Consider the following 12,619-nt stretch of genomic DNA (forward strand, 5'->3'; position numbering starts at 1 on the left):
GCGCTACGCCGCCGCCAGCAGCGCGCTGGCGTGGTCCAGCACACGCTGCTTGACCGCATCGGTATCCGACGGCTTCACCTTCGCACTCACCGTCAATTCCACGACAGGCGCGGCCGGATCGGCGGCGATCACCTTGGACACGTTGACGGACGGCTCGGTCCGCGCGTCGACGCGGGGATCGTCGCGCAACTCCTTCAAGATCTGGTCGGCGAGCGTATTGGCTGAACCTGCCCGGACCGGAAACGTCACCTTGACCTCGCCCGTGCCGGGATAGGCGCTGTGATTGATGATCGCCGCGCCCCACACCTGCCCGTTCGGCAACAGAATCTGCGTGTTGTCGGCCGCGACCAGCTCGGTCATGAACAGCGACAGCGATCTCACCTTGCCGGCCTTGCCGCCGACCTCGACGTCATCGCCGATGTGGAAGGGCCGGAACAGCAGCAGCATCACGCCGGCCGCGAGATTGGACAGGGTGCCTTGTAGCGCCAGACCGATTGCGAGGGACGTCGCGCCCAACACCGCAACGAGGCTTGCGGTCTGGATGCCAAACAACTGGAGCACGGCGATGCCGACCACCGCCAGCACGCCGTAGCGCGTGACACTGGACACGAACAGAGTGACGAGCGGATCGACGCGATGGCCGACGGCGAGCATGCGCGTGACGACGCGCTGCATGGCGCCGGACAGGTACCAGCCGATTGCAAGCAGTAGGATCGCGTAGATCGCGTTGAGCCCATACAGGACAAGCGAGGCTTTCAGCGTGTCGAAATTGATGGTCATGATATCTCCAACCGGAACATTCGGTTGAGAACTCGCAGTTGCGGAGAACGATCCCTTTCGAGCCCGACCGACCGTCAGACGCCCGTTGCCGGATCGCATAGGTGAGGTCGACCTGAATTCCCCGGTATCTATCGGCGGGAATACGACATTCAAGGCAGGTCCGATCCTTGCGAGGTTCGCTCGATCCGATGGATGACGGGAAGGTTTTGCTCGATCGCCTTCGCGAGCACAGTTCCCGTGGTCCGACCGAGCTCCTTCGCGATCATCGTGATTGGCTTGGTCCCTGCAAGTTTCCTGAGCCGATTGAGGTCGTCGTCGCTCCACGATTGCTTCCAGCGCGCCATGTCTCCTGGGTCCCGCTACACAAGCCCTGCGCCCGACTCGGACTGTAATTGTCCTCCTCACGAAAAGCAGCCGGTCCAGATGTGCCGTCCACGGCAAGGGGTGTTCCGTCACTCCCCAGCGTTTTGGCACAAACTGCACTTGTCACCGTCGCTCATCGAGGCGTGAGTGGCCTATTACGCCTCGCAGCCGCCGGATGTGGTGAAGGCGGTGGATTGATCAGGACGACGCCAGCTTCGGCCGGCCGTAGATCGCATCGGCCCGCTTCTCGAACGCGGCCGAGAAGCGCGCAAACGCAGCGTCGAACATCGAGCCCATCAGCATGGCCAGCATGCGGCTCTTGAATTCATAGGCGAGGAAGAAGCCTACATCGCAAACGTCATGGCCCTCCTGCTGGCTTTTGGGCTCGAACGTCCAGCGGTTCTCGAGATTGCTGAACGGACCTTGCAGATATTCGACCAGGATTTTCAGATTGGCGCGATCGAGCGTCACGCGGCTGGTGAAGGATTCCTTGACCAGCTTGAACGACACCGTCATGTCGGCGACGAGCACCTCGGTGCCGTCGGGTTTCGCCATGCGCTGACGGATCTTCAGCGCGCTGCACAACGGCACGAATTCCGGGTAGCGCTCGACGTCGGCGACCAGATCAAACATCTTGGATGCGCTGTGATTGACACGGCGCTTGCTCGAAAATTTGGGCATAGCGGTTCAGCGAGCCGTTGCGGCCCGCGCAGCCTTCAGTCTCGCAAAGTCCTCGCCGGCATGATGCGACGAACGGGTGAGCGGGCTCGCCGACACCATAAGGAAGCCCTTGGTGTAAGCCACCTTTTCGTAAGAATTGAACTCGTCCGGCGGCACGTAGCGCATCACGGCGTGATGCTTGCGCGTCGGCTGGAGGTACTGCCCGATGGTGAGGAAGTCGACGTCGGCGGAGCGCAGGTCGTCCATCACCTGCTGCACCTCGTGGCGCTCCTCGCCGAGGCCCACCATGATGCCGGACTTGGTGAAGATCGCGGGATCGAGCTCCTTGACCCGCTGCAACAACCGGATCGAATGGAAATAGCGCGCACCGGGCCGCACGCTGAGATAGCGCGACGGCACGGTCTCGAGATTGTGGTTGAAGACGTCGGGCTTGGCCGCGACGACGATGTCAAGCGCGCCTTCCTTGCGAAGAAAATCGGGCGTCAGGATCTCGATCGTGGTCGAGGGGCACGCGGCCCGGATCGCACGGATAGTCTGTGCAAAATGCTCGGCGCCGCCATCGGCGAGATCGTCGCGGTCGACCGAGGTGATGACGACGTGGGCGAGTCCCAGCTTGGCGACGGCCTCGGCGACGTTCTGCGGCTCGGCCGCATCCAGCGCATTTGGCATGCCGGTCTTGACGTTGCAGAAGGCGCAGGCACGGGTGCAGGTGTCACCCATGATCATGAAGGTCGCGTGCTTCTTGTCCCAGCACTCGCCGATATTCGGGCAGCCCGCCTCCTCGCACACCGTGTGCAGGCCATTGGCGCGCACGATGTTGCGCGTGTCGGCATAGCCGCGGGTATTAGGGGCGCGCACGCGGATCCAGTCCGGCTTCGGCGGCGAAGCGGAATCGGGGCGGTTCACCTTTTCGGGGTGGCGCGGGCGCAACGGGTTCGTGATGGTATCGACAATAACGACCATGGGGTGTCCGGTCTGTTCAGGTCCTACCTAGTCGGTCTGGTTGCCTGCTGCAACCCGGCTCGCCCTGCTTCAGGGAACATGGCAGATATGGGCAATATCCTGCTCTGTTCTCTGGCGATTCTCACGTCGAATGGCTCCAACCTCGAAGACTTCCACACCGCGGCTTGGCAAAGCCCTGAAGCGCGGCTTTTTCGACCGCAATGTCCGCGAGGTCGCGCCCGATTTGATCGGTGCGACCATGCTGGTCGATGGCGTCGGCGGGATCATCGTCGAGGTCGAGGCCTATCATCATACCGAGCCGGCGGCGCACTCCTACAACGGCCCGACGCCGCGGAACCGGATCATGTTCGGCCCGCCCGGCTTTGCCTATATCTACCGTTCCTACGGCATCCACTGGTGCGTCAACTTCGTCTGCGAGGCGGAAGGTTCGGCCGCCGCCGTGCTGATCCGCGCGCTGGAGCCGACGCATGGCCTCGCCGCGATGCGCCGCCGCCGCCACCTCCAGGATCTGCACGCGCTGTGCTCGGGCCCGGGCAAGCTCACCGAAGCGCTTGGGATCACCATCGCGCACAACACACTGCCGCTGGACCGGCCGCCGATCGCGCTGCATGCGCGGACAGAGGATGTCGAGGTCGCGACCGGCATCCGCATCGGCATCACCAAGGCCGTCGAGCTGCCCTGGCGCTATGGCGTCAGGGGTTCGAAATTCCTCAGCAAGCCGTTTCCGAAATAAGCTTACGACGCCTGCTTCAGCCGCTCGAGCGCTTCGAGCAGCTTGGCCTTGCGGGCCAGCGCCGCCTCGCGCTTTTCGCGCTCCTCCTCGACGACCTCTTCGGCAGCGTTGGCGACGAATTTCTCGTTCGCGAGCTTCGACTCGGCGCGCTTGATGTCGGCGTCGGCCTTGCCGATCTCCTTGTCGAGACGCGTGCTCTCGGCGGCGACGTCGATCACGCCCTTCAGCGGCAACGCGGCCACCTCGCCCCGGACGAGGAGCTGAACTGCACCATCGGGCGCGCGGTCGGCAAAGGAGATGTCGGAGAGCCGCGCCATGCGCTTGATGACGTCGATCCAGCGCGGTGCACGTTCCCTGGTCTCGGTTGAGGCACCCACGAGCACAAGCGCCGTCAGCGTCGCCGGCGGGATGTTCATCTCGGCGCGCACCGAGCGGATCTGCGTGACGAGGTCGATCACCCAACCGATTTCGGCTTCAGCCTTCGGATCGGCGAAGTCGGCATGGTCGAAGATCGGCATCACCAATGCCGGTGAGATCAGCGGATCGGTCGGACCGGCCGCAGCCGCAAGCATCGCAAGCTGCTCCGGCGTCGGACCGGACGGCTTCAGCGGCCATGGCGCCAGCGCGAGCAGGCCGTCGCGCTTGGCCGTCACCTCCCAAAGCTCTTCGGTGATGAAGGGCATGAAGGGATGCAGCAGCTTCAAGATCTCGTCGCGCGCCCAGGCAACCATGGCGCGGGTCTCGACCCTCAGCGGGCCGTCGGCGCCGAGCAGCGCAGGCTTTGCGAGCTCGACATACCAGTCGCAATAGACATTCAAGACGAACCGGTACATTGCACTCGCAGCTTCGTTGAAGCTATGAGCTTCAAGCGCCTCTGTAACCTCGCGAGTGGCCTGTGCAGTCTCGTGTGCGATCCAGCGATTCAGCGGTTCATTCGCCTTCGCCGGCTCAAAGCCTTCCGGCAAGACGCAATCGTTCATCTCCGCGAAGCGACATGCGTTCCAGAGCTTGGTCGCAAAATTGCGATTGATTTCGACAAGCTGCGACGAAAGCTTGATGTCATGCGTGTGGGCCGCCTCTCGCGCCAACGCAAAGCGGAGAGCATCGGCGCCGTACTCGTCGATGAGGTTGAGCGGGTCGATGACGTTGCCTTTCGACTTCGACATCTTCGCGCCCTTCTCGTCGCGAACGAGGCGATGAATATAGACGGTCGAGAACGGCGCCTCCTTCATGAAGTGAAGGCCCATCATCATCATGCGCGCGACCCAGAAGAAGATGATGTCCCAGCCCGTGACCAGCACGTTGGTCGGGTAGTAGCGCTTCACCTCGGGCGCGTCTTCGGGCCAGCCGAGCGTCGAGAACGGCCACAGCGCCGAGGAGAACCAGGTGTCGAGCACGTCCTCGTCGCGGGTGATGAAGCCTTCGCGCTTGTTGCGGTCGAGCGCCATCTCGCGGCCCTGCTCGGCCGTGATGACTTCCTGCTCGACGTAATAGCCGAGCGCGTGGCTGACGGCCTCCTCCTCGGTCTGGGCGACGAAGACCCTGCCGTCCGGCCCGTACCAGGCCGGGATCTGATGGCCCCACCAAAGCTGGCGCGAGATGCACCAGGGCTGGATGTTCTCCATCCACTCGAAATAGGTCTTTTCCCAGTTCTTCGGCACGAACGACGTCTCGCCCGAACGCACCGCCGCGATCGCGGGTTTTGCGAGTGTCTTGGCGTCGACATACCACTGATCGGTGAGATACGGCTCGATCACGCTGTTAGAGCGGTCGCCATGCGGCACCATGTGGGTGTGCGGCTCGATCCGTTCGACGAAGCCGAACGATTCCAGCCGCTCGACGATGCGCTTGCGCGCAGCGAAGCGGTCGACCTTGTTGAACTCCTCGGCGAATTGCGAGGCGCCTTCAGGCAGGCCCTTCAGATAATCCTCGTTGTCGAGGAGATCGAGGAAGCCTTCCTTGTCGAGCACGCTGATGCGGCGCAGGCCGTGGCGATTGCCGACCTCGAAATCGTTGAAGTCGTGCGCCGGCGTCACCTTGACCGCGCCCGAGCCCTTTTCCGGATCGGAATATTCGTCGGCGACGATCTTAATCTTGCGGCCGACCAGCGGCAGGATGACGTTCTTGCCAACCAGCTTCTGGTAGCGCTCATCCTCCGGATGCACAGCCACGCCGGTATCGCCGAGCATGGTCTCCGGGCGCGTCGTGGCGACCACGATAAAGGTCGTGGGATCCTCGGGATTGAAGGTTTTGCCTTCGATCGGATAGCGCAGATACCAGAGGTTGCCCCTGACCTCGGTCTGTTGCACTTCGAGGTCGGAGATCGCGGTCAAGAGCTTGGTGTCCCAGTTCACCAGCCGCTTGTCCTTGTAGATCAGGCCGTCGCGGTGCAGCTCGACGAACACCTTGACGACCGCCTTCGACAGGCCCTCGTCCATGGTGAAGCGCTCGCGCGACCAGTCGCAGGAGGCGCCGAGGCGCTTGAGCTGGTTGATGATGGTGTCGCCGCTCTCGGCTTTCCATTGCCAGACCCGCTCCAGAAACTTCTCACGGCCCATCTCGCGACGGCCGGGCTGCTGGCGCTCCATCAGCTGGCGCTCCACCACCATCTGGGTGGCGATACCGGCATGGTCGGTACCGGGCTGCCACAGCACGTCGCGGCCCCGCATCCGCTCGAACCGGCACAGGATGTCCTGCAGCGTGTTGTTGAGGGCGTGGCCCATGTGCAGCGAGCCCGTCACGTTCGGCGGCGGGATCACGATGGTAAAGGGCACGGCGTCGCGGCGGTCGGGGCGACCGGCCTTGAACGCAAGGCTGTCCTCCCACACGACGGACATGCGGGCTTCAATATCGGCGGGCTGGTAGTTTTTCTCGATCATGGGGCGCTAGAAAGCCGCGCGCGGGGTTCAAGTCAACGGAAAGCTCAGCGGCAAAAGGGCTTTCCGGCCCGACCGGCAGGTCGATTATGACACAGGAGCAGGGTTTTATCGGGGTCGAGCGGCCTACTTCAGCGGCCGCCGCGAGAGACCCGCTCGATTTCGGCCTTCACGATGCGTTCGACGAGGCCCGGCAGATTGTCGTCGAGCCAGGATTTCAGCATCGGACGCAGCATCTCCTTGACCAGATCCTCCAGCGTCCGCGCATTGCTGCTGAGCACCGTGTGGGCCAGGGAATTGAAGGCGGATTCGACCGCCGAGACGGTCGACTGGGCCAGGATCGGCTGCTGCGGCGGCAGTGGCGGCGCATCGAAGTCGACCGATGCATAGGATGGCGGCGGCGATGTCGGACGGGGCGGCGGCGCTTCGGCGAATTCGAGATCGTCGCGCGGCTCGACCCTGTGGAAGCTCGGCGGCGGTGGCGCGGGCGTCGGCTCCGGGTCCATCGCCATCTCGTCGGTCAGCTCGAGCACGTCGGGTTCGGGCTCAGGCTCGGGTTCGGGGACCCGCACCTCAGGCGCAGGCGTGGCTTCGTCGAGGCCCGCCAGCAGTGCGTCGATGTCGTCCTGGTTGTTGGGGCCGACATCCGCTGCTGGCGCAGGGGGCGGCGCCGGCGCGGGCTTCGCGGCCGGCGGTGGCGCGGGCTTTTCAGCGGCAGGTTTTGCAGGCGCGACCTTGGATGGTGGAATGTCGGCCATCGCCTGGGGCTTTGGTGCGGGCGTGGCGGGTGCCGGCGCGGGCTTTGCAGCCTCTGCGGGCGGCGGCTTGGCCTCATCATCGGCAATGATGCGCCGGATCGAGGCCAGAATCTCCTCCATGGAGGGTTCTGTGACCTTTGCAGGCTGCGTCATCTCCGACTCCACATCATCAACGCCCTCGCATGCGTTGTTTTACACCAAGCACGACAGGATTGGCCGGTTCCGGATGTGCGCCCCGACATTTTCGCCGCGACAGCCAGACTTGTCCCCAGATCACGGCTCAACGTGAGGCGGCGCGCCCCAGCCCCGTCACTCAAGCATTACGCATGCAACATTGGATGCGGGGCGAATCGACCCGCAGCTTCTTGGCAAGGCTATGTCAGGGATTTTGGTGATTGCAAGCAAAGCACCGATCGGCCATGGCAGTTTGCGAGGCCGACCGGAGGACTACGGGTCTTAGCGTCCGTCGGGCGTACGCACGCCGACCCAGCTATCGCGGACCTGCTGGTAGTGCACGCTCGGATCGTAGACCGTGGTGTTGAGTCCGAGCACCTGCGGTGCAAGGCGGCCAACCGCGTTGAGCACCGAATAGGACGCCACCACGCGGTCATGCTGGGCCGTGACGAGTGCAACGCGTGCGTTCACCAGGGCCTGCTGTGCGTTGAGCACGTCGAGCGTGGTGCGCTGGCCGGCCTTGGCCTCTTCGCGGACGCCGTTCAGCGCGATCTCGGAAGCCGTGACCTGCGCCTGCGCGGACTGCACTTGCGCCTTGCCGGCTTCCAACTGGCCCCAGGCCTGCACGACGTTCGCGCGGGTCTGGTCGCGGGTGGTTTCAAGATTCAGGCGCTGCTGCGCCAAGTTCTCTTTCGATTGGCGGATCAGCGCATATTCAGCGCCGCCTTGAAAGATCGGCACCGAAGCAGTCGCGATGGCGGACGCGGTATTCGTTCGGAAAACCTGGAGGGTCTGCTGGTAGGCCGTACTCACGCCAGCTTGAACCGTGACCGTCGGCAGCAGTGCGCCTTCGTTGATCTTAACCTGAAGATAGTTGACGTCGATGCCGTACATCGACGCCGTGACGTTGGGATTCTCCACCAGGCTGAGACTGACCGCAGAGGCGATCGTCCCGGGCAGGAAGCGATCGACCGGCGAGCCGGGGGCAAGGTTGGTCGGCTCGTTTCCGATGATCCGGCGGAAAGTCGCGCGCGTCGTCGTGAGATTCGATTCGGCGGTCAGCGCTTGAGTCTTGCCGGCAGCCAGCTGCGCTTCGGATTGCGCCACGTCTGTGCGCGTGACCTCGCCGACGTTGAAGCGATCTCGCGTTTGCTTGAGCGTCTGCTCGAGCACGCGCACGTTGCTGCGCTGAACTTCGAGAGTTGCCGCGTCACGCAGGTAGTCCATGTAGCTCGTGGCAGCCTGCAGCAGGACCGTCTGCTCGAGCACACGCAACGCCTCGCGGGACCCCGAGACCTGGCTCTCCGCCGCGCGCGTCCTGTTGGCAGTCTGATTGCCGTTGTAGAGCGTCTGATTAACGGTCAGGCTCGCACTGTTGGACTGGAGGACGCCATTGAATGTCGCTCCCTTCTGCGCTTGCTGGGTATCCTGATATTGATACCCGGTGCCGAGGGTCACATTGACCTTGGGGCGATAGCCCGACAAGGCCTGCGGCACACCTTCGTCGGTCGAGCGCACCTGAGCGCGCTGTGCGTTGAGCTGCGGATTGTTCTGATAGGCGCGCACCAGCGCGGCCTCGATCGTATCCGCCAATGCAGGCGTCGGCCCGGCGAGCGCCGTCAGGAGGACCGAAACCGCTGCTCCGGTGAAGAACTTCACCCCATGCATCCTTGAAAATCCGTTCATTCTCACGTCAGGCTCGTGCCCGCGAGCCTGGTTACCGTATCCAAGTGGAGTCGTTGCCCCGGGGCAACATAGGACGCGACTGAGCGCAACGGAACTACCTCCGGGTAGTTCTCGGTGGAAACTCTTCACGTGCAGCATCCCGGCCACACTTCTGATTCAGAACGGGATTTTAACGGGGTTTCGGCCGTCAGAAGACGAAGGCGGCGGCCCGTTCCAGCCCCGGAAGCACCGGGGCGGCGGCGTCGAACAGCGACCGATGGCCGAATTCGCCGTGGGTACGGGTCACGATCATGGCCCGTGATGGCCGGGATTCGGCCGAGACCCCCACCAGGCGTCCCCCTTCCCTGAGCTGGCCGAACAGCCCGTCCGGCGTCACTTCGGTCGCGCCGTTGAGGATGATCACGTCATAGGGCGCGGCAGCCGGATCGCCCTCGGCACAGGCGGCGACCTTGGAGGTCACGTTGGTGAGCCCGAGCCCGGCGAAGGCGTCCTTGGCTTTCGCAGCCAGAGCCGAATCGCTCTCCGTTGCCGTGACCTGGCGCGCAAGCTTGGCGGCCAGCGCGGCGAGGTAGCCGGTGGCGCAGCCGACGACCAGCACGTTGTCGCTTTCGCCGATCTCGGCGGCCTGGAGCAGCTTGCCGATCAGCTGCGGCTTGATCAGGAAGCGCTTGGCGCCGCCCTCGCTCACATCGAGATCGAGGTCGAGATAGGCCAGCGCCTGCCGGTTCGCCGGCACAAAGGCCTCGCGGGGAACCGTGAGCATGGCATCGAGAATGCCGCGATCGGTGACGTCATTGGTGCGCACCTGGCCATCGACCATTTTTAGGCGCGCGGTCGAGAAACCGGACATTTGCGGACCCTGCAAGGCGGACAATAGCCGCGGACGAAACTTGGCGGCATATTTGGAGCAGGCTCCGCGAAAACGCAACACGTCCGTTGGCCGGTGAACCAACGGCGACGCCACGCAGGCATCGGAGGCGAGATGGCCTATTCGATCGCGACGGCAAGGCGGCCGATCAGGGCCGCCACTTCGTCCAGCCGCGCCGAATCGGGGGTCTCGACCGCGCGGGCCAGACAAGCCAGGCATTCATCGTCGCTCAGCTCGGGAATATCGGCCGGCAGAATCGAGGGGGCCAGGTGGGCGCGGTCGATCTGGATGTCGGGCATGGGAATCAGCTCCGTAAGAGTCCGGCCCCACCAAGCTCGATTCGAATTAAGTCGATTTGGTGCCGTCTGCGTAGTGGGGATGCCGCCGTCCCACACATCCGCTTGAGCGCGATTCTGCTGGACGCAAGCGTAACGACGCGGAGAAACTGATCGTGCGACATCGCGCGCCGCATCAGCGAACGCCAACAAATAATTGAAAACGAAGCGGAATTTGGCTCCCCGGGCTGGATTCGAACCAGCGACCATCCGATTAACAGTCAAAATATGCCACTTTCGCTAAGCCATTGATGCAGATTCGTTTTACCGTGTCTGCGCGGATAACCACAGGTTTTTGCTTGCATTTCGCTAAGGCCATATGATTTTCCGTTACATCTCGTTATGGCTCAGATACATTTCGAGGTGCAGACATATTGCAGACATGGGGGCGATGCGATGGCGAAGCTTGAAGCGATCAGTGAGAAAATCGTGGCGGCATTGCCGGCTCCGGAAACGGGCAACCAGCTGCACTATGCCAGCGGGTTGAGCCTGCAGGGCAAGAAGGCGCCATCCGGCTTCGCTGTCCGCGTCACCAGCGCCGGCACGAAGTCCTTTGTCTGGTTCCATCGCGTCAACGGCAAGCCCTACTGGGAGACGCTCGGCCGCTGGGATGCCAACGCCCAGGGCGGCACCCTCACAGTGCGGGACGCGATCATCGCCGCGGACAACCGGGCGAAACTGGTAGCGAAGGGCATTGATACCAAGGGCAACAAGGTCGACCCGCGACCCGAGCGCACCCGTCGCCGGGAGGACGCAAACCAGCCCACCGAGAGGAACATTTCAGGCCTGCTCGACAACTTCGTCACTCGCTACCTCAAAGGCGGCAATCTCCGCACTGCGGGCATGATCGAGGCCGAACTCGAGCGATTAGTGAAGCCGCGCATCGGCAAAGTCGGCATTTACGAGCTGCGGCGATCGCAGGTCTCCCGAATGCTCGACGAGATCGCCGACGAGCATGGCCCGCGCATGGCTGATTTGGCGCTGGCCTACACCAGAAAGGCCTTCTCCTGGTACGAGATCAACGGCCACGATGACGACTTCAAATCCCCGATAGTCCGCGGGATGGCCCGCCTAAAGCCGAGCGAACGTCAGCGCGAGCGGGTTCTAGCGGATGACGAGATCAGAGATCTGTGGGCTGCGCTCGACACCATCACGGAGCCCGCCTGCTTTCCCGCTTACGTGAAGATGATGCTGCTGACTGGCACCAGGCGGAGCGAAGTGGCCGACATGCCCGCGGCCGAGCTCGACGGTGACCTGTGGATCATCCCGGCGGCCCGCTACAAGACGAAGCGCGATCACGTCGTTCCGCTCTCCGCGATGGCGCGCGAGGTGCTTGGCGCAGTGACCGCGCCGAAGCAGCGCAAGAACGACTATTTCATATTCTCAACCACCAAAGGCGCGAAGGCGTTTAGTGGATTTTCAAAGGCCAAGACAGCGCTCGACGAGGCGATCGCGGATATCCGCAAAAAGGAAGGGCGCCCCCCGATCGAGGAGTTTACGTTTCACGACTTACGCCGCACCGCCCGCACTCTCATGAGTCGCGCCAGGGTACATCCCGATCATGCCGAACGCTGTTTAGGCCATGTGATCTCAGGAGTGCGCGGCGTCTATGACCGTTTCGAATTTTTAGACGAGAAGCGCGAGGCATTCGAAGCGCTGGCCGCCCTCCTCTCGCGTATCCTCAACCCGCAAGCGAACGTGGCGGACCTCGCCGCCCACCGCGCGGGGGTGCAGCCATGAAGCTGCTCACGCTCGAAAACTCATTTCGAGAAGTGCTAAGGGCACACTATCCACAAGCTCCGCAATTGGCCGACCATGTGACGCAAGCCCACATGCAGGCCAGCTTTCCAGAACCGCGATCGCCGGCCGAGCAGGCAGCGCACGAGGCGAGTGACATACTCAAGGCCGCTATTATCGATGGCAGAATACGGCTGCGTGGGTGCCTGCCGGGTAATCTTTGTGGCGACATCAGCCCCGCCGAAATCACGACACCCGGGCGCATCAGCGTTTTTGGGAATGAGCTGCATGTCCGCCAAGGCCGCACCTATCACGACGTGTGCTGCTACGCCGATGATGTTTCCGCCGTTGTCGGAATGCCGACTTCGGAGTCGCCAAAGCATTGGAAAAATCCGACCGATGAGATGGTGCGCGTCAAGGTCAGAGGCGCGTATTCCGAAGAGAAGGCGGCCGGTCGGCGCGCCCCAAACATCAACGAAATTCCTAAGTTTGTTCGACCGAAGCTCAACGCCGACGGCTATGACACGTCGGACAAGCGCATCAAGGACATTGCAGAGGAAGCCGAATTCAAAGCGCTACGTGGGCCGACAGGCGTGCGGGCATCTTAAGGTTTTGAGCTTTTTCGCTTCGTAAAACCTGCAAATCTGGAAACAGCATCAGGGATC

The 12,619-nt window shown here is 63.0% G+C and carries 12 protein-coding genes; 3 read left to right on the plus strand and 9 right to left on the minus strand.

Annotated features, from left to right (window positions below; genetic code table 11):
* Window positions 1-3 precede the first annotated feature (3 nt).
* The 4 genes from FXB38_RS18060 to lipA form a co-directional block, all read right to left on the minus strand.
* The gene (locus FXB38_RS18060; protein WP_148752268.1) at window positions 4-780 is read right to left on the minus strand and encodes a mechanosensitive ion channel family protein; all 777 of its coding nucleotides are present in this window, start codon (window positions 778-780) and stop codon (window positions 4-6) included.
* 149 nt (window positions 781-929) lie between these two features.
* A complete protein-coding gene (locus FXB38_RS18065; protein WP_148752270.1) occupies window positions 930-1,124 on the minus strand; it encodes a hypothetical protein in 195 nt (64 codons plus the stop codon).
* 217 nt (window positions 1,125-1,341) lie between these two features.
* Window positions 1,342-1,824, minus strand: coding sequence for a type II toxin-antitoxin system RatA family toxin (locus FXB38_RS18070; protein WP_148752272.1), 483 nt, complete (start codon window positions 1,822-1,824; stop codon window positions 1,342-1,344).
* 6 nt (window positions 1,825-1,830) lie between these two features.
* Window positions 1,831-2,787, minus strand: coding sequence for a lipoyl synthase (lipA, locus tag FXB38_RS18075; RefSeq protein WP_148752274.1), 957 nt, complete (start codon window positions 2,785-2,787; stop codon window positions 1,831-1,833).
* A 130-nt stretch (window positions 2,788-2,917) separates the two neighbouring features.
* On the opposite strand from lipA, the gene FXB38_RS18080 reads away from it, so the two are divergent.
* On the plus strand, window positions 2,918-3,520 hold the full coding sequence (locus FXB38_RS18080) for a DNA-3-methyladenine glycosylase (protein ID WP_148752276.1): 603 nt from the start codon (window positions 2,918-2,920) through the stop codon (window positions 3,518-3,520).
* A 2-nt stretch (window positions 3,521-3,522) separates the two neighbouring features.
* Here the strand turns inward: FXB38_RS18080 and FXB38_RS18085 are convergent, their stop codons facing one another.
* From FXB38_RS18085 to FXB38_RS18105, 5 genes are all read right to left on the minus strand, one after another.
* Window positions 3,523-6,399, minus strand: a complete 2,877-nt coding sequence (locus FXB38_RS18085) for a valine--tRNA ligase (RefSeq protein WP_148752277.1) — start codon at window positions 6,397-6,399, stop codon at window positions 3,523-3,525.
* A 128-nt stretch (window positions 6,400-6,527) separates the two neighbouring features.
* Window positions 6,528-7,307 carry a PopZ family protein gene (locus FXB38_RS18090; protein WP_187434960.1) on the minus strand — a complete coding sequence of 260 codons (780 nt, stop codon included), beginning with the start codon at window positions 7,305-7,307 and terminating at the stop codon, window positions 6,528-6,530.
* 303 nt (window positions 7,308-7,610) lie between these two features.
* Window positions 7,611-8,996 (minus strand): TolC family outer membrane protein, encoded by a 1,386-nt coding sequence (locus FXB38_RS18095; RefSeq protein ID WP_148752347.1) that lies wholly within the window; start codon window positions 8,994-8,996, stop codon window positions 7,611-7,613.
* Window positions 8,997-9,201: 205 nt separating this feature from the next.
* Window positions 9,202-9,864 (minus strand): protein-L-isoaspartate O-methyltransferase family protein, encoded by a 663-nt coding sequence (locus FXB38_RS18100; RefSeq protein ID WP_148752281.1) that lies wholly within the window; start codon window positions 9,862-9,864, stop codon window positions 9,202-9,204.
* A gap of 137 nt (window positions 9,865-10,001) precedes the next feature.
* Window positions 10,002-10,181 carry a hypothetical protein gene (locus tag FXB38_RS18105; RefSeq protein ID WP_148752283.1) on the minus strand — a complete coding sequence of 60 codons (180 nt, stop codon included), beginning with the start codon at window positions 10,179-10,181 and terminating at the stop codon, window positions 10,002-10,004.
* A 432-nt stretch (window positions 10,182-10,613) separates the two neighbouring features.
* Here FXB38_RS18105 and FXB38_RS18110 point away from each other — a divergent pair, with 432 nt between their 5' ends.
* The gene (locus FXB38_RS18110; protein ID WP_246229953.1) at window positions 10,614-11,957 is read left to right on the plus strand and encodes a tyrosine-type recombinase/integrase; all 1,344 of its coding nucleotides are present in this window, start codon (window positions 10,614-10,616) and stop codon (window positions 11,955-11,957) included.
* Window positions 11,954-12,562 carry a hypothetical protein gene (locus FXB38_RS18115; protein WP_148752285.1) on the plus strand — a complete coding sequence of 203 codons (609 nt, stop codon included), beginning with the start codon at window positions 11,954-11,956 and terminating at the stop codon, window positions 12,560-12,562. The genes FXB38_RS18110 and FXB38_RS18115 overlap by 4 nt, the downstream gene beginning before the upstream one ends.
* Window positions 12,563-12,619: the final 57 nt, after the last annotated feature.

It is taken from the genome of Bradyrhizobium cytisi, assembly GCF_008123515.1.
In the GTDB taxonomy this organism is placed as follows: domain Bacteria; phylum Pseudomonadota; class Alphaproteobacteria; order Rhizobiales; family Xanthobacteraceae; genus Bradyrhizobium; species Bradyrhizobium cytisi.